This is a genomic window from Pseudarthrobacter kochi (genome assembly GCF_055412805.1).
In genome coordinates this window covers 1-21,341 of sequence record NZ_JBVAYV010000029.1, presented here as the reverse complement: position 1 = coordinate 21,341, position 21,341 = coordinate 1, and the positions used below count along the sequence as shown (strand labels likewise).

Below are 21,341 nucleotides of genomic sequence, written 5' to 3'. Positions count from 1 at the left end.
CCCCGGACCGCATCTCGGTGTAATCCACCTCACATCTACTGAGCCTCAGGCTAAAGGCCCACAAACATCCATGTCAACCAATCTGCATACAATTCCGCCGAGAACTTTTCATGATCCTTGACGAACAGGGGGCTGGTCTGCCAAGTTGTATACAGATTCGATGTCCGCTGTCACTGAATGGGCAACTTCGCACGGCATCACAGGGTAATTCCAGGAGGCCCGCATGACGACAAATATTCAAACCACGACCGGTTCAGGACCACTTGCAGGACTCCGCGTGGTCGAGATGGGCCAATTGCTGGCCGGCCCCTTCTGCGGTCAGATGCTGGGCGACATGGGAGCGGACGTCGTCAAGATTGAAGATCCTGCCAATGGCGATCCGCTTCGCCAGTGGGGCCGTCAACTGCCAAAGGGACAGTCGCTGTGGTGGTCCGTCGTGGGGCGCAACAAGCGCTCTGTCACCTTGAACCTGCGCGAGCCCGAGGCCCAGGACCTCGCGCGGAAGCTCCTGTCTTCAGCCGATGTGCTGATCGAGAACTTCCGGCCCGGAACCATGGAACGATGGGGTTTGGGCTACGACGAACTGCAGCAACTTAACCCCCGGCTCATCATGGTGCGGGTTTCCGGTTTCGGTCAGGACGGCCCTTACTCCCAGCGGGCCGGGTACGGGGCCATCGGTGAGGCAATGGGTGGACTTCGGTATGTCGTGGGAGACCCGTCAACGCCGCCGTCGCGGGTCGGTATCTCAATCGGTGACACGCTCGCCGCCCTCTTCGCGACCATCGGGGCGCTGGCGGCCCTCCGGGAACGCGAGACCAGCGGCCGCGGGCAGATCGTGGATTCCTCCATCTACGAGGCGGTCCTCGGCGTGATGGAATCGTTGGTGCCGGAGTGGCAGATCTCCGGCTATCAGCGCGAACGCACCGGGGCCATTCTCCCCAACGTCGCGCCAAGCAACATCTACCCCACCAGCGACGGCAAATGGGTGCTCATCGCGGCCAACCAGGATACGGTCTTCGGGCGGCTGGCGACAGCGATCGGCCGGCCCGAACTTGCTTCCGATCCTCGCTATGCCTCGCACGGGGCACGCGGGGAGCATCAGGCAGAACTCGACGGGATCGTCGCTGAGTACACGTCAACACAGACCGCCGAGGATCTCGAAGCCTCACTGGAGAAACATGGCGTTCCCGCGGGCAAAATATTCCGGCCCGTGGACATGCTCGCCGACCCGCAGTACCAGGCCCGCGAGTCGATCATCTCCGTGGACCACCCGGTGCTCGGCCCCGTCTCCATGCAGAACGTCTTCCCGAAGTTGAGCCGGACCGCGGGCACGGTCCGGTGGCCGGGCCCGGAATTGGGCCAACACACGGAGGAAGTTCTGGCCGGGATCGGTATCACCGGCACCGAACTGTCGAGGCTTCGCGAGAAGGGGCTGGCATGAGTATCCCAAACCTGCCCTCCTCCATACGACTTGTAGAGGTTGGCTTGCGCGATGGGCTGCAGTCCGTCACTGAGACTATCCGCACCGAGGACAAAGTCGAACTTATCCACATGCTGATCGACGCAGGGGTCAGGGAGATCGAAGCCGTGTCTTTCGCCCACCCTAAGGTGCTTCCACAACTCGCCGACGCGGAAGACGTTATGGCACGAGTGCCGCGTCTTCCCGGCATTACCTACCGAGGACTGGCCCCAAACCTCCGGGGGGCCCAACGCGCGGCAGACTGCGGGCTGGACGAACTTGTTGTCGTCGTTTCCGCGGACAACGAGGTCAGTTTGCGAAATCAGGGCCTTTCGACAGACGAAATGCTGATTGACCTCGCGAAGATCGGGGAACTGACAAAGTCAGCGGGCACCCGCCTAGTGGTCGCCGTAGCGTGCGCGTTTTTTGCACCGGCACGCGGTCAGGTCGATCGGGAGGACCGACTACGCGTCGTAGAGGCCGCGGCCGGCGCGGGAGCAGGCGGGGTCTACCTTGCGGCGACGTCCGGAGAAGAAACGCCTGCGGAAATGTTCGACGGCGTTGCCGAGGTGCGGCAGATGTATCCGCAACTAGGCCTGGGGGTGCACCTGCACAACCGCAACGGTTTCGCTCCGGCTAACGCACTGGTATCCATGATGGCCGGAGCAACTTGGCTGGAAGGTTCCTTCGGAGGACTCGGCGGGGACATGTGGTTCCCCGGCGACCCGGCAGTCCTCGGCAACGCTGCATTGGAGGACCTAATCCACCTGTGCCAAGGCCTCGAGATCGAGACCGGCATCGATCTGGTGAAATACATGCGGGTTTGCGCCCGGATGACAGAGCTCACCGGCCGCCCGTCCGCATCATTCGTCTCCCGCGGAGGGTCCCGCGCCGACCTTGCATCGGCCAGATGGCCCGAGGATAGCTGAGTTCCCAGTGCACAACGTTGTTCCCGGCCCAACTGTCCTGACGCTTCAACTGCCCTGAGCCGCGTTGACTCCGCCTTGATTCGATATCGACGACGGCGACCGCGGCAACTGCAGACGCGGCCGGGGTGAATGACCGCGCGAAACCAGATTGCATAGAATCAATGGATGCTGACTCGACAAGCCCAATCCCTCATCGCGGCGGGAAGATGACGACCACCCAAGGGGCCGGCCCCGACCTCGGACCCGCGGCCGACATCGCATACCAGTCCATCCGGCTACAAATTCTTTCCGGCGAACGACCGGGCGGCGAATGGCTCCGGGAGGACGAACTGGCCGCCGTCCTCGGAGTATCCCGGACCCCCGTCCGGGAGGCGCTCCGGAGACTCGCAACCGAGGGTTTGGTAACGCACGAGCCCAACCGTGGCGTCCAAGTCCACAACTGGACCATCGAAGACCTGCAGGAGGTCTTCGGCCTCCGCTCACTACTCGAGCCGTGGGCCTGCGCACAGGCTGCCGCTCGTGGACTGGTCGACCTGTCCGCGCTCCAAGACCTGGCCGACAGGATGGATGCCGCAGTCGACACAGCAAATCCTGACTTCGAGGCCCTAACCGACCTCAACAACCGCTTCCACAGCACCATCCTTGCAGCGTCAGGCAGCCGGCGCGTGCAGTCATTGGTCAGTTCCATGGTGGACGTCCCTTTGGTGTGGCGGACCTTCGCCCGCTACAGCTCCAAGGAGCTTCGCCGCAGCCTGGCACACCACCACGAAATGATCGACGCCCTCCGAGCAAACGACCCGGCATGGGCCGAATCAATAATGCGCGCCCATGTCCAGTCCGCTTGGACCTCCACGCGACGTCATGCAGAAAAGGCCGCAGGTACTGCTTGAGCGGGCCGGTGGCGTGACGTCCCGACGCGGCTACACTCCGAGTCCTGTTGTGGTCGGAGCCGACAGCCGTGACTGCGTGAAGCTGGCTTCCAGTAATGGCGACGGTCATGCACTGACTTCGGAACGCCGCCATGAACAGTCGTGAGATCAGAAGTGGGCACCAGCCTAGGCAACGCCGCTGCCCCGTCACCGGTCAGGTCATGCCGTCCCGCGCGCCCCACGCAACGAACTACTAACGGGATAACGTGAAACCAAGGGAGAAGGAGCCACCGGCCACAGCAACCTCCACCAACCCAAGGTCAATCTAAAGAAAAATCAGCAAATCATGTTGTATGCGGCCCTAGTCACCATGAAGCAGTGAACGAGAAAACCAAACGAAAAGACAAACAAGGATGAACACCCAATAGAGACCCCACAGGGCGGCACCCGGTCCGCCGTAATCAGCCGCTCCCCCACACAACCGAATAGGCCGTTCCGGCACCCCACACACCCGGAACATCAGGTCAGAGGCGAGAGTGTGCACAATGTGCACACGAAGAAACACCAAAAAAGCCCCTGACCTGCGGAAACACTGTGCCCGAGGTGGGACTCGAACCGGGTTCCAGTCCCTGAATATCCGCGACTCCCCCGAAACCCTCCGCAATCCGGCCCAATCCGGCACCAGTACGACCCGATCCGAAGCCCAAGGTGTGCACATTGTGCACACCCTCCTTTTTGCCCACTTCGGCGCCCCTAACCGGGGCTGCCTAAACGGCCGTCCGGGCGGGACATTTGTGTCTTGTGTGCGATTTCGCTCCGATATGAAGAGTCGGCCTCCGGAACCGGACCGGGCCCGAACAAGCACCGCACCAGGGTGCGGCCCTCATGCTGGAAATCGACGAACATCATGGCGGTGGTCTCCACCTTTCCGAACATCTCATGGAGAAGAGAACAGCGACCTGCATGACCGACCAACAACATGACCCTCCACTCCATGGAATCACCATCAAGAAGGAGTCCTTCCTCAAGGAAAGAATCTCCTTCACCGGAAAAAATCGGCGGCCCCGGCAGGGCTGGCCTAGGCTTCTTCGCTCTGGCCTTTGAGCCGTCTACTGTCGTCATCCGCGACACGATTTTCGAGTTCGCGTCCATGGCTGTGACGACGGCGAAGATTTTAGCTTCGGCGCATCACCATAGTGCCGTGATCTGCGTCACCAAAAATGGCCAAAGGTCCGCGCAAACTGGATAGTTCGAGTCCGCTGCCACCCTCAGAATTGAGGAACGTTAGCAGCACTGACTGGAGGTGTACGAATGTTGGTTGACAGCAAGCCGGGTCGAATGACCAGGGCAGATGTACAAAGGGTCCCGGTTGCGGCACCCCAACTCCGATCGGTCATGAGGCACTGGGCAACCGGGATCTGCGTCGTGACTACGGCGACAGCCGGCCGGCAGGCCGGGCTGGTGATGAACAGTTTCGCCTCGGTCTCCTTGGAGCCGGCACTCGTCTCCTGGTGCGTTGACAAGGCATCTACGAGCTTTGACATCTGGATGGAGACAGACAACTTCTCAATCCACGTTCTCGACCAGGCCAATGCCCACTATGTTCCCCGGTTCGCACAGCGTGGCGTAGACAAGTTTGACGGTCTCCAGACGCAAGTGGGCGCTACCGGCGCTCCCGCATTGCCCGAGGTAAAACTCCGGCTGGATTGCCAATTGTGGAGCCGGTACGAGGGTGGAGACCACATCATTCTGCTGGGCCGGGTTGACCACATAACCGAGCCTAAGTCGATCGATCCCCTGCTGTTGCAGCAGCTGCGGAAACCCTGAGCCTTCGCCAGTTCCTCCTTGCCAGAGCATCGTTAATGAACCAGAAAGAGGCATCATGCACCCCATGAACAGAAAAGACCACTTCAAGCTCGGGCTGTTTTCACCAAATTGCTCCGGCGGCCTGGCAGTGACCAAGATCCCGGAACGTTGGGGCGCCACTTGGGAGGAGAATCTCCGGATGGCCCGCATCGCAGATAAAGCGGGCATCGACTTTCTTCTCCCCATTGCACGGTGGATCGGATACAAAGGCGACACGAACTTTCACGGTTCCGTGCTTGAGCCCATACCGTGGGCAGCTGCCCTGCTGGCGTCCACGGAGCGGATCTCCGTTTTTTCCACGGTTCATACGGCGTTCAACCATCCGTTGGTGACTGCAAAGCAGATTGCTACACTGGATGCCATTGGCGGCGGCCGGGCCGGATTGAACATCGTTGCTGGTTGGAACCAGCCGGAATACGAAACCATGGGCGTGGACATGGCTGACGCCCATGATGATCGATACGGATTCGCCCAGGAGTGGTGGGACGTCGTGCGGGAAGCGTGGGATCGTGACGAGATCTTTGATTTTGACGGTAAGTTCTTCTCGCTGAAGCACGTTGAGTCCTTGCCGAAACCCGCCGGGGGGAGAGTCCCGATCCTGAACGCCGGGTCCTCGGTGCAGGGCCGCAACTTCGCCGGTCGGAATTCGGACTTCGTGTTCACGATCGTGGGCGGGCCCGAAGACGGAGAGGATATTGTCCGTTCAGTCAAAACCAAAGCCATGGAGGACTATCAGCGCGACGTTGGCGTGCTCACTCTCAGCCACGTCGTTTGCCGGCCCACTCGCCAGGAGGCTACTGACTACTTGCATTACTATGCCGAGGAAAACGCGGATTGGGGCGCTGTGGACTACCTCATGAATCTGCAGGGGCTCCACGCAGAGTCCTTTACCAAGGACATGCTGGCCACCATGAGAACCAGGTTCGCAGCCGGTCACGGCTCCTGCCCAATGATCGGAACCCCGGATGATGTAGCCGACGAGATCGCCCGGTTCGCAAAAGCCGGCTTCGATGGCATGACTTTGGCATTCGTCGACTACGCGGGCGAGCTTGAGTACTTCGCGCAAGAAGTATTGCCCCGCCTCGAGCGCCTGGGCGTGCGGCAGCCACTGCTCGAAAACGTATAGAAGTGAATTTCCTACCGTCAGAAGAGCTCTATACAGGTGGTGGGTGCCTGAACTAGAATTGGGTCCTAGGCTTTGAGAGGACATTTGCATGGACACTTCCCGTGGCGCAGATGTTTCCCTGAGCGTGGCGACCGCGCAGCCCCTGGCGGCATATCCACTGACGCGAAGCAGGTCCGCGGCCGTCGTCCGGGATTCAGTCAACAGCCTGACCGCCGAGGAACACTTGCTGGTCCCTCACCGCGGAAGAAGCATTGACGGAACAGTCAACGGGCTCAACGTCGGCGCCGTAAGCCTGGTCTTTGTGGCTTACGGCGCCGGCGTGACCGTTGTCAGCCCGCCCTCCGGCCGGCGGGCACTGCTTGTCATCCCGCGAGGACCCATGCTGGTGGAGTCCTGCGGTAACCAGTGGGTGGCCACCACCCCGTTCGCACTGAGCTCTCATCATCAGACCAAGATGGTCCCCGACCCCGATCGGGGAGCACTGATCGGCGGAGTAGACGCCGACATACTCGAACGCCATCTGGCTTCGACTTCCGGCCGACTCCTGATTAAGCCGATATCGCTGTCCAGCGGCGTCCCGCTCCAGCTCAGCAGCCCCGCCATGGTGACGCACACCTGGCTTGATGCATGCCATGAGCTGGACCACGGCATCCCGCCACAAGCAATAGGATGGCTTGAAAACATTCTGTTAGCCACCATGTCCGCGGGCCTTGCCCCTTTTCTGGAGACGTCCTTTGCCCCACTGCCAGAGTCCGGCATCCCACCATACGTAGAGTTGGCGTGTCGGTACTTTGACCAGAACCTCAGGGGAAATATCCGGATCGACGACGTGGCTACCGCCGTCGGTATCAGCACTCGGCAGCTGCATTCGGCATTTAAGGACCACCTCGGACGGACCCCCGCCCAGGTTCTGCGGGACATGAGACTGGCCAAGGCACGGCAAATACTGGAGACCCTGGGCCCGTCCATGAAGATTTCCGTGGCAGGGGCCGCCTATGATTCCGGGTTCTCGCACCTGGGGCGATTTTCTGCCTACTACACGCAGCGATACCAGGAGTCACCGTCTGCGACGGTACAGAGGCTGCGCGCCGAAGCGAAGAGCGTCATTTAACTGAGAACGGCCGGCGTCCTGCGCCAGAGTCCGGCTCTTCCGGAGCACCATATTTGGGGTACCGCCACTGTCCGGCCGGCGGGACCGGCCGGACAGCCTTGGCGTACGCCGGACGGTCAGTGACCCTGGAAGGCTTCGGCCAGCCACCAGGATCCGCCGTCGGATGCAATTTTCGCATCGATCACCAGCGGGCGGTTCTGGGATCCGGCATTGTACGCAGCCACCCATTCCTTCACTGGATTCAGATCTTCCAGGCTACGTACCGTAATTCCCACAGCCCCGAATCCCCGGGCAATCGCAGCAATGTCAGTGTCCGGAAAGGTCACACTGCTAAGGTCAACGGATCCGTCGTTCTGGGCGAAATGGTGCACTTCCGCCCCGTAGGCGGAATCGTTGTAGACGATGCACACGAGCGGCAAATTCAGGCGGACGGCTGTTTCCAGCTCGCTGATGCCCATGAGGAACCCGCCGTCACCAGCACCCAGAACAGGGAGCCGATCCGGCTGAGCCAGCGCCGCCCCGATGGCGGTGTACAGCCCAAGACCAATGGCCTGGAACGCCTGGGTGAAGCAGAACCCGAATTCATCCGGTACCGCCAAGTACTGGCTGGGATAGCCCATGAAATTTCCGGAGTCCACAGAGACAATGCGGTTCGCCGGGAGGATCGAGTCGAGTTCCCGGCTGAGAACACGGGGATCAATCGACGCCGTTGTGGACAGGTCAGGCGTTTCCACGTCACGCCACCGCGAAGCCTGCTTGATGAGCACAGCATTCGCCTCCGTGCGGTACTTTTCCGTTGGCACCGGCCGCAGGTCTTTCATAAGGACCAGGGCATCGTCCGCGGTGAGGGCCGAGTCGCCAAGCACTCCCAGCGAAATTGGCCTGTTGGCTCCGAGGGAGGAGTCTTCGATGTCTACCTGGACAACTTTGGCATCCGGCGATATCAGCCGGCCGTGCCGCATGGTCCACATGTTCAAGGTGCAGCCCCAACCGATGATCAGGTCCGCCCCGGCGATGAGCTCGGCAGTCAGCGGAGACGAGAAACCTCCGGAGATGCCCAGGTTGAAGGTCTCACCGTTGAAGAGCCCGTTGGCTACTGCGGAGGTAGCCACGAGTGCGCCGCTGAACTCTGCAAGAGCAAGAATCGAGTCGCGCGCGCTTCGTCCCCCACGTCCGGCCACAAACACAGGACGTTCTGCTTGCCGGAGGAGCTGAACGAGCTGCTCGACTGCCGCGGGATCGGGACGCAGGCGGGCGGATGGCTGGAGGGCTACGTCGTCAACGGACCCCACCGCCAACGCCTGTTGAACATCCAGGGGAAGGCTCAGGACAACGGTTCGCCGTTCGTTGACCGCTGTGCGGAAGGCCCGAACGGTGTCCGCCACGGCGGACTCAGCGGAGTGGATCCGCTCGGCTACGGCCCCGACACTTCGGGCAAGTCCGTCCTGGTCAATCTTGAAGTTCGATCGCACAGCCGCGCCTTGCGTATCAGCTGTCAGGACGATCATGGGCGTGCGGCTCTTTGCCGCCTCCCCAATCCCCGTGGTGGCATTGCTCAGGCCACAACCCTGGTGCGTACTTACCACGCCGACCTTGTCTGACATCCGGGAGTAGGCGTCCGCCATAGTCGCGGCGCCGCCTTCATGCCGGGCGGCGGTGAAAGGCACCCCTTCGCGGATAAGAGTGTTAGTGACGTCGAAGTTACCGCTTCCGACAACACCGAAAACGTGGCCGACGCCGAGCTTCGCCAACGTCTGCCCGACCAGAGTGGAGATCCGGGTCGTCTCGCTCACCGTGCTTCCACCAGTGCGTAGACGCGGGCCGGGCTTCCGGTTCCACCGACAATGGGCAACGGCGCAACAATAAGAGTGGCACCGAGCACGGGGAGCCTGTCGACCTGGCAGAGGGATGTCACTCCATACTTGTCCGCACCCAGAAGGAATGAGTGAACGGGAAACATGGGGTCAAAAGTTCCGGCCTGTCCTGCATCTATGCCTACAGTCTCCACCCCGAACCCGCTGATGCTGGCGTTCCCAGCAATCCACCGGGCACCAGCGGCGGAGACTCCCGGCGTGTGCGGTCCGGCTTCGTCCGCGTTGACGAAGTCAGCGGCATTGCCGCCTCTGGCAGACCAGCCAGTTCGGAAGATGATCCAGCAGTTGTCGGGGAGCATGCCGTGGTCCTCCTGCCATTGCCGCAGATGCTCGGGCTCCAGAAGGAAGTCCGGATCCTCGAGAACCTCCGCCGTTTTGTCGATCACAACGAGAGGTCCGATAAGGCGGGACGGTTCGATCTGATCCACTGATTTGCCGTCACGGCCGGAGATCCAATGAACCGGTGCGTCCAGATGCGTGCCCGCGTGCTCCCCGACGGAGACATCGTTCCACGCCCAGGCCGGCCCCGCGTCGTCGAAGTTGCTCACGGGGGAAAGGCTCAGGCCCACGGTGTTGGCGAAAGGCGCCGGCAGGTTGAGTATCGGGGTATCTCTGCTCAGCGGAGTCGTGAGGTCGAGGACTTCCACGGAACCGTCCCCGAGGGCCGCAATCAATGCTTCTATTACAGACATTGCTCTCCTATCCAGTTTGCTTCATCAGTCAAACGGGCCTGGCCGGGCCGGGATTATCCATAAAGCTTCCGGCCAGACCGAGCACACCAGCCCGGCGCATTCACGGGGGCTGGTTGGTTCCGGTTGATCAGCGGGTCGCTCCGGCGCATCCGGGTTGAACTGAGTCTAACCGCACCCGGCTGCATTTGTATCGTTTTATTTGCGATCGGAATCACTTCACTACATTTTCCACCGCGCCCGGCAAGGACACCCGTCAGCATCTCCGCTTAATCCGGACGTTCAGGAGCGAGCACCGACCGGGCGTAGCGCTGGGCTTTGGGACCCAACAGGGCATGCACGTCGGCGAAGAGAGCCTCTGCCGCAATTCCCGACCAACCCTCAGGAAGATACTCCACCGGCAATCCCGGGTCCAGGTACGGGAGGCGGCGCCACTGGGTCACCGTGGGCACATAGTCGATGAACGACTGCCTCAACTGTTCCGGCGTCTCGGCTTGCTCGGCCCGCCCTTCAGACCAGCGCGTGAGTACGTCCTCGTGGCGCACCAAAAAGTCCGAATAGAGGGCGTCAAGGGCTGGCAGGTCCCACCATTGGCCGACCTTTGCCCTGACGTTTGATTCGCCCAGGTGAGCTGCCTTGAATAGGTCCACATACTCCATTAGCCCTGCGCGGTCCAATTGTTGGGCGATTTCGCCCGCAAGGCTGCCCGGGGCGATCCACAGCCCCGGGGAAACCTGTCCGCAGCCCATGCGGGTCAGTATGGTGCGCAACTTATGGCGCAGGTGCCGCTGTGACTCAGGCACCGAGAACGATGTCAGTATCCAGTCGTCGCCTTCCTCGGCCCGGCGGGGAGAGAAGATGCGTTCGTCGCCGGCCTTGAACACTTCTTCCAGTCCCGGAGCGAGACTGTACGCTGCAGAACCGCCGTGTTTAAGGCTGACCAGCACCCCGCGTTTTTTGAGCCTCGACACCGAAGACCGCACACCAGCCGACTCGACTCCCAGGTCACTCAGCAGGCGGATCAGGTCCGAGACGGCGAGGACGCCGCCTTGCTCCCTGGCATACAGTCCATAGACGGTCACGATGAGGTGTTGATGCCGTGGCATGGGGGCCATATCGGGGACAGTTTCGGTGTACGCCATGTGGCACCTCGGGTTGGTCGGAGTTCGGCCCTTGACCACCAGCAATTCGAAGGCTTGGAAGTTGCGGCCTTTTGTTTCAGCTGGAGTCACGGCTGTGGCACCATAGGAACGGTCGTCAGACACTTTACATAATAAACCGGAGGGGCCAAACCTCCACGGGTCCGGGAGCGCCATGACAGCACAAACTCCACGGGTCGGGCACGCAAGCATCGACAAAGTCGTCGAGTGGGTTGATACCGATGCCTCAGGTCACCAGCACAACTCCGCGATCATGCGGTGGGTTGAAGCGGCAGAGGCCGAACTCATGCGGACCCTCGACCTGCCTGATTACTTTCCCAGCGCGCCGCGGGTCCACCAGGAAATCTCCTACAGGTCCAAACTCTGGTTCGGTCAACTCATCACGGCAACCGTTGAAGTCCAGAAGCTCGGCCGTACATCCCTGACCTATGCGTTCGAAGTCCGCGGCCACGCGCACCCCAAGTCCACCGGGGGCACCGCCGCCTTTGGAACCGTGACGGTTGCCCACGTGCCCCCGGGCTTCGACACATCGCTGCCCTGGCCCGGTGACCTGACTGAAGCCATCACCCGACTGATGGCAGAGGACACCGACGCCGCATAGAAGCCGTGGGCGGCATGAAACCGGTCAGCCGGCAGAGGTCAGCGGTCCCCCAACACCGCCATGCCCTGGATTTCGATCAGCGCTTCCTTCTGCCATAGCCGCGTCACGCCGATCCCGGCCATGGCAGGGTATTCGGTGCCCGCCATTTCCCGCCAGATCCGGCCTATCTCCCGGCCGTTGGCCATGTAGTCATCGACGTCGGTGAGATAGATCGTGACGCTGACCAGGTCCCGCGCGTCGCCTCCCGCAGCGGTCAGCGTCGTCAGCACGTTGGAAAACGCTTGCCTGAACTGCTCGACAATCCCTCCCTCAACAATCTGCATGTCCTTGTCGAGCGCTGTCTGCCCGCCCAAGAAAACCATGTTTCCGGAAAGGATGCCGTGGGCGTATCCCGACGGTTTGGGCAGTGAATCGGGGTTGATGGTCCTGTTCACGATGTTCTCCTGAGTCGGCGTTGTCGCTGGTGCGTGAAAAGCACTATTCAGATCTTCTCTGTCGTGCTACCTTGAGCATATGTGACGATCGTAACAAAGTCGATATATGGATTGAAGGTACCTGGCAGATGAAACTGGCCACTCTGAGAACCGGCGAAAACAGCACGACGGCGGCCCTTGCCGTGGGCACTGAGACCTACCTGCCGCTGCCGTACTCCAACGTCGGGACGCTCCTCGCAGACTCCGGTTGGCGGAAGGTTGTCAAGGCAGCCGTTAATGCCGCCCCCACCGGGGACGGCGCCGTCACAGCTTCTGCGGACTGCCTTGCTCCACTCCTGCCTACGGCCGGGAAGGTTATCTGCTGCGGCCTCAACTACGGGGACCACATCCTGGAGATGGGCCGTGATCTTCCCGAATACCCGACGCTTTTCGCCAAGTATGCAGATACGCTGACCGGCGCTACCGACACCATCGACGTTTACGGCAGCGAGCGGGTCGACTGGGAGGCAGAGCTCGCCGTCGTCGTGGGCTCTCGCCTCTTCCAGGCGGATGAGTCGCAGGCACAGGCGGCGATCGCCGGCTATACCGTGGCCAACGATGTCTCCATGCGTGACTGGCAAAACCGGACCCTGCAGTGGTTCCAAGGTAAGGCCTTTGACGCCACCACCCCGGTGGGCCCGGTAATGCTCACCTCCGACGAAGCCGGCAGTTCTTTTGAGGTGAAGGGCTATGTAAACGGGGAGCTGGTCCAAAGCGGAAACACTGCAACCCTGGTGTTTGGGCCGGCGCAGCTCCTCTCCTATATTTCACAATTCACCGTGCTCCGGCCCGGAGACCTGGTACTCACAGGGACACCTGGCGGGGTGGGAATGGGCATGAAACCCCCACGGTTCCTTCGTGACGGTGATGTCCTCACCACGGAGATTGCGGGCATCGGAAGCCTGCAGAACATCGTCCACATCCACCAGCCCGGCGCCAGCGAATCCCGCACGCCAGCCGCAGCCACCAGCACCAAGGAGTGAAAACCATGACCGATACAACCACCGAATACCTGACCGAGGGTGACAACTCGATCTATGCCGGAGCCGACGGACGCGTAGTTCCCGTGGTCACGAGGGCCGGCCAGGAAGACACCAACACCGCCCAATCCGGGGACTGCGTCCGCGTTTCGGGCGTCTCCATCCAGCACACTCCGGCCACTAAGATCTGGTTCGGACAGGTATCCAATGTTCCCGGCTACCGTTCCCTGCCCCACCACCACGGCGAGGCAGAGACCGGCGGTTACGTATTGCGCGGCCACGGCCGAATTTATTTCGGCGAAAACTTCTCCGAGTTTCAGGACATGAAAGCCGGAGACTGGGTCTTCGTTCCCCCGTTCATGCCCCACGTGGAGGCGAACATGTCAGTGACCGAGGAACTGGTGTGGCTCACCGCCCGCACTCCGGAGAACATAGTCGTCAACCTGGAAGACGTCGCCGACGACACGCTCGACGGCTACCGCAGGGCATAGGCGACAATGATTCCAGCATCCCCGGCAGTCAAAGCCCCCACATCGGAGAACTTTCTCCGCGCCATCAACCTCACGTCCGTTCCAGCCCAGCATGCGGACGAGGCCTACGAGGCACAGACGCAGTATGTGCCGTGGCCCAAATCCTACGGCGGCGACATGGTGGCCCAATCAGCGGCGGCGATGATGCGCTCCGTGGAATCGGACCGCAGCCTGCATTCGATGCACAGCTACTTCATGCGGCCCGTGGACGTGGAGTCGAGCGTCAGATACGAAGTGGAACGCCTGCGCGATGGCCGCGGCTACTCCACGCGCAGCGTCCGCGGCTACCAGAACGGCAAAACCGTGTTCGCAGCGATGGGATCCTTCCACGTGCGGGAAAACGGCCCGGACTTCCAACCAGACACCCCTGCAGGGGTGGAGCCCGAATCTCTTCGTTCAGCCGCCGATGCGCTTGAGGGTACACCGGGCGCAGCCGCGGCCTACTGGTCTGCCGGGCGCAGCTTCGACATGCGCCACGTTCCGGGTCCTCTCTACGTCCAGGTCGAGGGCGAAAGCCAGCCCCATCAAGCAGTCTGGGTGAAGGCCTTTGACCTGTTACCCGACGCCGAGGACGCTCACGCCACAGCAGACTTACACCGCACCGCCCTGGCCTACGTGTGCGACTACACCATCCTGGAGCCGCTGCTGCGGGTAAATGACCTGCACTGGTCCTCGCCAGGACTGAGCACGGCAAGCCTTGACCATTCCATGTGGTTCCACCGTGACGGCCGCGCCGACGACTGGATTCTTTACGCGCAGGAAGCCGTTTCGGTCCAGAACAACCGCGGGTTGGCACTGGGTCGCTTCTTCGACAAAAACGGCCGCCTCCTCGCGACCGTGGCCCAAGAGGGCATGATCCGGCACGCTTCCGGGTCACCAACCCCCAACATCTGACGTACTGAAAGGAGTGACCATGGCACCAGTTTCCTCAGCCCATGTGGACACCTTTACCCGTGACCACCTGCCGCCCGCCGAGATGTGGCCGACGCTGGAGTTCACCCTGCCGGAACTCCAGTACCCCGGGATGCTCAATGCCGGCGCTGTACTTATTGACGGTGCTGTGGCCGATTACGGACCCGCCCGCCCCGCGCTGCACACCCCGGACGGGACAACCTGGAGCTACGGCGAGCTCCAGAAGCACGCCAATCAGGCGGCCCAGGTCCTCACGGAGGACTTTGGCGTCATACCCGGCAACCGCGTCATGCTTCGCGGTCCCAACAACCCTTGGATCGTCGCGGCCTGGCTGGGAGTCCTGAAAGCCGGCGCCGTGGTTGTCACCACGATGCCGATCCTGCGCTCTTCCGAAGTTGCCACGCTGCTCCGGCTGACCACGCCCGTTCTGGCGATCTCGGACCACCGCTTTATGGACGAAATGGTTCTCGCCGCAGGCGACGACGTCCCGGTGGTGCCGTACGGCGGCTCTGGTGCAGATGACTTCATTGCCCGGTGCGCCACCAAGAGCGGCCACTTCACCAATGTCGAAACCGCAGCCGATGACGTTGCACTGCTGGGACCGACGTCGGGAACCACCGGCACGCCCAAGGTCACCATGCACTTCCACCGCGACATCCTTGCAAATGCGGACACCTTCGCGCGCCATATCCTCCAGCCCACACCTGACGATGTTTTCGCCGGGTCCCCGCCAATCTCCTTCACGTTCGGCCTCGGCGGACTTGTCGTCTTCCCGTTGCGGTTCGGCGCTTCATCACTCCTGACCGAGCGAGCCGGCCCGGTAGAGCTTGCGGAGCACGCCGCAGCCGCCGGCGTCACCATCCTGTTCACAGCACCTACGGCATACCGGGCAATTCTCAAAGCCGGCCGCGGCGATCTGCTCACCCGTCTCAGGATTGCTGTCTCCGCTGGGGAACACCTGCCCAAGGAAACATGGGAGGCCGTTTACAACGCCACCGGCGTCCGCCTGGTCAACGGCATCGGCTCCACGGAGCTGCTCCATGTGTTCATTTCCGCCTCCGGGGACGACATCCGGCCTGGCACTACTGGACTGGTGGTCCCCGGGTACCGCGCCACCATCCTGGACGAGGATGGTAACGAAGTCGGTCCCAACCAGGCCGGCAGGCTCGCAGTAATCGGTCCGACGGGCTGCCGCTACCTGGATGACCAACGGCAAGCCAACTACGTCGTCAACGGCTGGAACGTCACCGGTGACACGTTCATCCGGGACGAGGACGGGTACTTCACCTACCAGGCCCGCTCAGACAACATGATCATCTCCTCCGGCTACAACATCGGCGCCCCCGAAGTTGAAGCGGCCATCGACCAGCACCCCGACGTCGTCGAGAGCGCTGTCATTGCCCGCCCCGATCCTGAACGCGGCAGCGTGGTCTGCGCCTTCATCGTCCTGCGCGAAGGCGTCGATGCGGACGATGCTAAACGCAAGGAGATCCAGGACTTCGTCAAAGCCACCATCGCGCCATACAAGTACCCGCGGGATGTCCGCTTCGCCAGTGAACTCCCACGCAACCCCAGCGGCAAGCTGCAGCACTTCAAGCTGCGCGACCGCCTCGAACTCGAAAACGACCAACTGGCCGGCGCAGCCGCCACCCAGCCGTAGAAGGAGCAGACCATGAAGATCGCTATCGTCGGAGGCGGCCCCGGAGGCCTGTACTTCGCAGCACTGATGAAACAGCTGGATCGCTCCCACGACATCACCCTCTGGGAACGCAATGCCGCCTCAGACACCTTCGGTTTCGGCGTCGTATTCTCCGACGAAACCCTCGGGGGCATCGGCAACGCCGACCCCGTGGTTGCCGAATACATGAGCCGGCGGTTTGCCCGTTGGTCCGACATTGACATCCATTTCCGCGACGAAATCCTCACTGTCGGCGGCCAGGGCTTCGCAGCGATGAGCCGCAAGGAGCTGCTTGAACTGCTGCAGCGCCGCTGCGCCGAACTGGGCGTGGACGTTCGGTTCAGCACCCCCGCACCGCCCATCGCCGAGCTCGAGGCCGGCTACGACCTGGTGCTCGCCTCCGACGGCATCAACTCACAGATCCGCGCAACCTATGCGAAGTCATTCGGTCCCAGCCTTGACCCCCGGCCCAACAAATTCATGTGGCTGGGCACCGACCAGGTATTCGAGGCGTTCAAGTTCTTCGTCAAAGACACCGAATACGGCACCATGCAGATCCACGGATACCCCTACTCCGACGAAGGCTCCACCTTCATCGTGGAAATGTCACCCGAGGTGTGGGATGCCGCCGGCTTTGGCGAGACAGCTGCCGAGGTGTTCGCCCCCGGCGTCTCCGATGAGAAAGCCATCAGCAAAATCCGCGCCATCTTCGCCGACGAACTGGCCGGACACGAGGTATTGTCCAACAACTCCAAGTGGCTGAACTTCACAACAGTCAAGAACCGCAGCTGGCGCCACGGGAACATCGTGCTGCTGGGCGACGCCGCGCACACCGCCCACTTTTCCATCGGCTCCGGCACCAAGCTCGCCATGGAAGACTCCCTCGCCCTGGCCGCCTGCCTCCACGAGCACCCGGACCTCGAAACCGCCCTTGCGGCCTATGAGACCGAGCGCCGTCCCGTCGTCGAATCCACCCAGCGGGCCGCCCAGGCTTCGCTTGAATGGTTTGAACGGATCGGGCAATACAAGGGCCAGGAGCCCACGCAGTTCGCGTTTAACCTGCTCACCCGCTCACGCCGGATCACGCAGGAGAACCTGCGCCTGCGGGATCCCGAATTCGCTGAAACCGTGGACCGCCACTTCGCCGAATCCCAGGGATTGCCGGACATCGCTCCCGCGATGTTCCAGCCCTACCGCATCGGGGAACTGGAGCTCAAGAACCGCGTGATCGTCTCCCCCATGGACATGTACTCCGCCGTTGACGGCATGCCCGGGGACTTCCATCTGGTCCACCTCGGGTCCAAGGCACTCGGCGGTGCGGGCCTGGTCATGACCGAAATGGTCTGCGTCTCAGCCGAAGGGCGCATCACCCCCGGGTGCTCGGGTCTCTACACCGACGGGCAACGTGACAACTGGAAATCAGTTGTCGACTTCGTCCACACACGCTCGACGGCGAAAATCGGCGTCCAGATCGGCCACTCCGGCCGCAAAGGCTCCACCCGGCTCATGTGGGACGGTATCGACGAACCTCTCGAGGAAGGGAACTGGGTAACCGTTGGCCCGTCAGCCCTCCCCTACGGCCCGGGAAACCAGGTGCCCCGCGAAATCAACCGGACCGGGATGGACAGCGTCACAGCTGATTTCGTCAGCTCAGCACGGCGGGCAGCAGAAGCGGGGTTCGACCTGCTTGAGGTCCACGCCGCCCACGGGTACTTGCTCTCCTCGTTCCTCTCCCCCATCTCCAACCAGCGCACCGACGAGTACGGCGGCAGTCTGGAGAACAGGCTGCGGTTCCCGCTCGAGGTCTTCGACGCCGTCCGTGCCGCCTGGCCCGCCCACAAGCCGTTGACGGTGCGCATCTCGGCGACTGACTGGATCGAGGGCGGAAACTCCTCAGACGACGCGATCGTGATCGCCAAGGCGTTCATTGATCATGGCGCGGCGGGCATCGATGTCTCCACGGGTCAGGTCGGCAAGGAGGAAAAGCCCGCCTTCGGCCGGAGTTACCAGACGCCGTTTGCCGACAGGATCCGGCAGGAAGTAGCCGCCCCGGCCGGCGTCGCCGTGATTGCCGTCGGAGCCATCTCAACTTACGACGACGTCAATTCCGTTCTGCTCGCAGGCCGGGCCGACCTCGTTGCCCTGGGCCGCACCCATCTGTACGACCCGCAATGGACACTCCACGCCGCCGCAGAACAGGAATACCAGGGCCGAGGCTCCCAATGGATCCCCCAGTTCAGGGCCGGCCGCCGAAAGCCGCCGAGCGGCCGGACCGACGCCGTTCGTCCCCGGCTGTCCCTGCTCAAGGAACCGGAGTCGATCACGCCGGACAGTCACCTGCGCTGGACGCCCGGGATCTCTGCCGCAGAGCCGATTCTCACCCAGTAGGACCAGACGGAATTTTCGACCCATGGATGCGGGGACCTGCGGCGGCGCGATGGCCTTGTTTCCGGATGATTGCCGCGCTGGAAAATTTGTAAGTCTTTCAGCCGATGGTCTATCGCAGTTCCGTGACGTCCGTTATGTTTTTACTATAAAGATGACGGCATCAGACCGTCCCCGGCTTCAGTCTCGAAGCTTCCCAGCGCCACCAGTCACCATTTCCCACCTCACCGAAGGACCATAATGGCTGCGTCGAACCACACCCAATGGCCAGTTCCACCGAAGACCACCAACCGCGTACTGCTCGCATGCTGGCTAGCCATCCTTGCGGAGGGCTACGACGTCGGCGTCCTGGGCGCCATCATCCCCGCTCTCGCCGAATACAAGGAATGGGATCTAAGCCCGCTGGAGCTCGGCGGGCTCGGTTCCTACGCCCTGATCGGGATGCTGGTCGGAGCCATGACGATCGGAACCCTCTCAGACCGCGTCGGCCGCAAGAACATGCTGCTGCTGTCCATCCTGATCTTCACCTCCACACAGCTGGGCGCAGCCTTGGCGCCCACCCCCGAAATCTTCGGGGTGTTCCGCTTCCTGGGAGGCCTGGGCATGGGTGGCATCATCCCGGTGGCAGCTGCCCTCACCATCGAGTACTCAGCTCCCAAACGCAGGTCGTTCAACTATGGCGTCATGTATTCCGGGTACTCGTTCGGAATTCTCGCAGCAGCCCTGGTGGCCCTCGCACTGCTTCCGACGCTGGGATGGCGCTGGGTGGTTGGCGTGGGGTTCATCCCGATCCTCCTTATCCCGCTGCTGGCATGGCTACTCCCCGAGTCCCTTGAATTCCTGATGAGCAAGGGACGCCGCGCTGAGGCCCAGCGCCTCGCGGGCAAGCTGGGCGTCACACCATTTGTCGACAACCACTGGGCTCCAGCGCCCGTCGCCGGCGAGGCACTGAAGCCCGTGGGGTGGAAACAGTCCTTGATGGCTCTCTTCTCCCGCGACTACCTCAGGCCCACCGTCTTCTTCTGGATCTCCCTGTTCTGCGGCATGGTCCTCGTCTACGGCCTCAACACGTGGCTGCCGACCATCATGCGGAAGGCCGGTTACGACCTGGGCTCGTCCCTGACGTTCCTGGCAGTCTTCAGCCTCGCCTCCGCCATCGGCGGCATGGTGCTCGGCCGCGCCGCCGATGTCTACGGCAAGAAGCTCATCCTCGTGCTCTTCTACGCCGTCGGCGGCGTCGGAATCCTGATGCTGATGTTCCCGAACAATATCTTCATCAACTACGCCTTCGTCGCCCTGGCCGGGGTGGGCTCGATCTCAACATCCCTCGTCCTTACAGGTTGGGTGGCCGACTATTACCCGTCCTACGCCCGGGCGACAGCTACAGGCTGGGCACTGTCCTTCGCCCGCATCGGAGCGATTTCCGGCCCACTCATCGGCGGCTGGATCGGATCGGCACAGCTTCCGTTCCAGTGGAACTTCATCGTCTTCTCGTTCGTGGCGCTCCTGGCCGCCGGCGCGGTAGCGCTGATCCCCCGGAAACCAGGCTCAACGAACGTCATCGCCACGGATGCCCCCGAGAAGCTGGAGTCATCCAGCCAACGGCAGTGACGATCCTGTTCTAGAAGGCTGCCTGCAGCCGGATCGGACGATGCGCCCAGTGGCGCATCGTCCGATTCTTTTTTCGCCCCTAGGCGATCGTCACAGTTGGGTCCGCTACTCTCCGAGGAACGGACCCAAGAAGGGGACGGTGGCGTGCAACGTGCGCAGGTCCCCTCCGCTGGCGGCCTGCTCGCCGAGGTAGTCGCCATGGCCGCCGGGGACGATCAGCAGGCGGACGCCCGGGATGGCACCGGCCATCCGCGCGGCATACCCGGCGGTGACGACATCGCGGTCGGTGCTCATCACCAGCGTTGCGGCGGTGATGGTGCCCAGCACTTCGTCGGACCATGCGGGGAAGTCCAGGATGCGCTGTTTGTCCAGCTCGAAGAGCCGCTCCAGATGGTCGGGTTCCGGGTTGAGGCGGCGGCCGGAGGCCTTGTATGTCTCCGGCACGTCATCGAGGGTGGCCTTTACCATGGCGCCCCAGAACTCGTCCGGCACGGCATCACGGCTCGCAAAGGTGGAAACGGCGATGAGGCGTCGTACCAGGATTAGTTGCATGGCCCGGTCACAACAAGAGACTCCGTTGAGGAAAATATCTGCGAAAGCTCTCCCCTATGCCTTTGCCGCACGGATGGCTGATCAGATGAGTTTCTGAGCCACCAAGTGGCCGGACCCTCCGGACAATCCAGGGCCAGGGTGGGTGGACGCGCCGATGTGCCACAGGCCCTTGATGGCCGTTTGATGGTGGGCGGCCTGCGGGAAAGGGCGCCAGAGGAGGTTCTGGAAAAGTTCAGCTGAACCGCCGTAGGGATCTCCCTTGACCGCGTTTACATTCTCGCGGAGCAGGTCAGTGGGTGCCAGAAGGTCCCAAGCCAGCACGGACGCCCGTGTGCCGGGTGCAAACCGTTCAAGCCTTTCAAGAACTCGTTCCATGAACTGCTCCTTCAGCACTTCGGACCAGCCGCCTGACACGCTCAGCAGACTGAGGTGTGTCAAGGATGTGAGACAGTCGGGTGGTTTCTTGTCAGTTAGGCAGCCACGGTTTGCGGCTGGTTTTTTGTCTTGAAATTGGCCATCGCGGTGGCCGGCGGCAA

The 21,341-nt window shown here is 62.2% G+C and carries 19 protein-coding genes and 1 pseudogene; 13 read left to right on the top strand and 7 right to left on the bottom strand.

Features of this window, described 5'->3' with window-relative positions; translation table 11 throughout:
• The first annotated feature begins 223 nt into the window (after positions 1 to 223).
• The 3 genes from ACZY0Y_RS14040 (at position 224) to ACZY0Y_RS14030 (ending at position 3,278) form a co-directional block, all read left to right on the top strand.
• The gene (locus ACZY0Y_RS14040; RefSeq protein WP_463958582.1) at positions 224 to 1,441 is read left to right on the top strand and encodes a CaiB/BaiF CoA transferase family protein; all 1,218 of its coding nucleotides are present in this window, start codon (positions 224 to 226) and stop codon (positions 1,439 to 1,441) included.
• Positions 1,438 to 2,388, top strand: a complete 951-nt coding sequence (locus tag ACZY0Y_RS14035) for a hydroxymethylglutaryl-CoA lyase-like TIM-barrel protein (protein ID WP_463958580.1) — start codon at positions 1,438 to 1,440, stop codon at positions 2,386 to 2,388. The genes ACZY0Y_RS14040 and ACZY0Y_RS14035 overlap by 4 nt, the downstream gene beginning before the upstream one ends.
• A gap of 206 nt (positions 2,389 to 2,594) precedes the next feature.
• A complete protein-coding gene (locus tag ACZY0Y_RS14030) occupies positions 2,595 to 3,278 on the top strand; it encodes a GntR family transcriptional regulator (protein WP_463958578.1) in 684 nt (227 codons plus the stop codon).
• 732 nt (positions 3,279 to 4,010) lie between these two features.
• On the opposite strand, the gene ACZY0Y_RS14025 is transcribed toward ACZY0Y_RS14030, so the two are convergent.
• Positions 4,011 to 4,379, bottom strand: a complete 369-nt coding sequence (locus tag ACZY0Y_RS14025) for a hypothetical protein (RefSeq protein ID WP_463958576.1) — start codon at positions 4,377 to 4,379, stop codon at positions 4,011 to 4,013.
• A 189-nt stretch (positions 4,380 to 4,568) separates the two neighbouring features.
• On the opposite strand from ACZY0Y_RS14025, the gene ACZY0Y_RS14020 reads away from it, so the two are divergent.
• From ACZY0Y_RS14020 to ACZY0Y_RS14010, 3 genes are all read left to right on the top strand, one after another.
• Positions 4,569 to 5,084: a flavin reductase family protein gene (locus ACZY0Y_RS14020; protein ID WP_463958574.1), complete on the top strand. Its 516-nt coding sequence runs from the start codon at positions 4,569 to 4,571 to the stop codon at positions 5,082 to 5,084.
• A gap of 64 nt (positions 5,085 to 5,148) precedes the next feature.
• Positions 5,149 to 6,249, top strand: coding sequence for an LLM class flavin-dependent oxidoreductase (locus tag ACZY0Y_RS14015; RefSeq protein WP_463958572.1), 1,101 nt, complete (start codon positions 5,149 to 5,151; stop codon positions 6,247 to 6,249).
• An 88-nt stretch (positions 6,250 to 6,337) separates the two neighbouring features.
• Positions 6,338 to 7,360 carry an AraC family transcriptional regulator gene (locus tag ACZY0Y_RS14010; RefSeq protein ID WP_463958570.1) on the top strand — a complete coding sequence of 341 codons (1,023 nt, stop codon included), beginning with the start codon at positions 6,338 to 6,340 and terminating at the stop codon, positions 7,358 to 7,360.
• 116 nt (positions 7,361 to 7,476) lie between these two features.
• Here the strand turns inward: ACZY0Y_RS14010 and ACZY0Y_RS14005 are convergent, their stop codons facing one another.
• From ACZY0Y_RS14005 to ACZY0Y_RS13995, 3 genes are all read right to left on the bottom strand, one after another.
• Complete coding sequence (locus tag ACZY0Y_RS14005; RefSeq protein ID WP_463958569.1) at positions 7,477 to 9,153, bottom strand: thiamine pyrophosphate-binding protein; 1,677 nt, start codon at positions 9,151 to 9,153, stop codon at positions 7,477 to 7,479.
• Entirely contained in the window at positions 9,150 to 9,926 is a 777-nt protein-coding gene (locus ACZY0Y_RS14000; protein ID WP_463958567.1) for a cyclase family protein, read from the bottom strand. The genes ACZY0Y_RS14005 and ACZY0Y_RS14000 overlap by 4 nt, the downstream gene beginning before the upstream one ends.
• A gap of 266 nt (positions 9,927 to 10,192) precedes the next feature.
• Positions 10,193 to 11,155, bottom strand: coding sequence for a PaaX family transcriptional regulator (locus ACZY0Y_RS13995; protein ID WP_463958565.1), 963 nt, complete (start codon positions 11,153 to 11,155; stop codon positions 10,193 to 10,195).
• Positions 11,156 to 11,237: 82 nt separating this feature from the next.
• On the opposite strand from ACZY0Y_RS13995, the gene ACZY0Y_RS13990 reads away from it, so the two are divergent.
• Positions 11,238 to 11,684, top strand: a complete 447-nt coding sequence (locus ACZY0Y_RS13990) for an acyl-CoA thioesterase (RefSeq protein WP_463958563.1) — start codon at positions 11,238 to 11,240, stop codon at positions 11,682 to 11,684.
• 38 nt (positions 11,685 to 11,722) lie between these two features.
• Here ACZY0Y_RS13990 and ACZY0Y_RS13985 read toward each other — a convergent pair whose 3' ends face one another.
• Positions 11,723 to 12,121, bottom strand: coding sequence for a RidA family protein (locus ACZY0Y_RS13985; RefSeq protein ID WP_463958634.1), 399 nt, complete (start codon positions 12,119 to 12,121; stop codon positions 11,723 to 11,725).
• A 125-nt stretch (positions 12,122 to 12,246) separates the two neighbouring features.
• On the opposite strand from ACZY0Y_RS13985, the gene ACZY0Y_RS13980 reads away from it, so the two are divergent.
• The 6 genes from ACZY0Y_RS13980 to ACZY0Y_RS13955 all read left to right on the top strand — a co-directional run bounded on the left by ACZY0Y_RS13980 (position 12,247) and on the right by ACZY0Y_RS13955 (position 20,253).
• The gene (locus ACZY0Y_RS13980; RefSeq protein ID WP_463958562.1) at positions 12,247 to 13,140 is read left to right on the top strand and encodes a fumarylacetoacetate hydrolase family protein; all 894 of its coding nucleotides are present in this window, start codon (positions 12,247 to 12,249) and stop codon (positions 13,138 to 13,140) included.
• Between the two features lie 5 nt (positions 13,141 to 13,145).
• On the top strand, positions 13,146 to 13,628 hold the full coding sequence (locus ACZY0Y_RS13975; RefSeq protein WP_463958560.1) for a cupin domain-containing protein: 483 nt from the start codon (positions 13,146 to 13,148) through the stop codon (positions 13,626 to 13,628).
• 6 nt (positions 13,629 to 13,634) lie between these two features.
• On the top strand, positions 13,635 to 14,561 hold the full coding sequence (locus ACZY0Y_RS13970; protein WP_463958559.1) for an acyl-CoA thioesterase: 927 nt from the start codon (positions 13,635 to 13,637) through the stop codon (positions 14,559 to 14,561).
• Between the two features lie 19 nt (positions 14,562 to 14,580).
• The gene (locus tag ACZY0Y_RS13965; protein ID WP_463958557.1) at positions 14,581 to 16,239 is read left to right on the top strand and encodes an AMP-binding protein; all 1,659 of its coding nucleotides are present in this window, start codon (positions 14,581 to 14,583) and stop codon (positions 16,237 to 16,239) included.
• 12 nt (positions 16,240 to 16,251) lie between these two features.
• Positions 16,252 to 18,645 (top strand): bifunctional salicylyl-CoA 5-hydroxylase/oxidoreductase, encoded by a 2,394-nt coding sequence (locus ACZY0Y_RS13960; protein WP_463958555.1) that lies wholly within the window; start codon positions 16,252 to 16,254, stop codon positions 18,643 to 18,645.
• Between the two features lie 237 nt (positions 18,646 to 18,882).
• Positions 18,883 to 20,253 (top strand): MFS transporter, encoded by a 1,371-nt coding sequence (locus ACZY0Y_RS13955; RefSeq protein ID WP_463958553.1) that lies wholly within the window; start codon positions 18,883 to 18,885, stop codon positions 20,251 to 20,253.
• Positions 20,254 to 20,358: 105 nt separating this feature from the next.
• On the opposite strand, the gene ACZY0Y_RS13950 is transcribed toward ACZY0Y_RS13955, so the two are convergent.
• The gene (locus tag ACZY0Y_RS13950; RefSeq protein WP_463958551.1) at positions 20,359 to 20,805 is read right to left on the bottom strand and encodes an alpha/beta fold hydrolase; all 447 of its coding nucleotides are present in this window, start codon (positions 20,803 to 20,805) and stop codon (positions 20,359 to 20,361) included.
• A gap of 81 nt (positions 20,806 to 20,886) precedes the next feature.
• Positions 20,887 to 21,341 (bottom strand): annotated as a pseudogene (locus tag ACZY0Y_RS13945) (hypothetical protein); the annotation flags it as partial.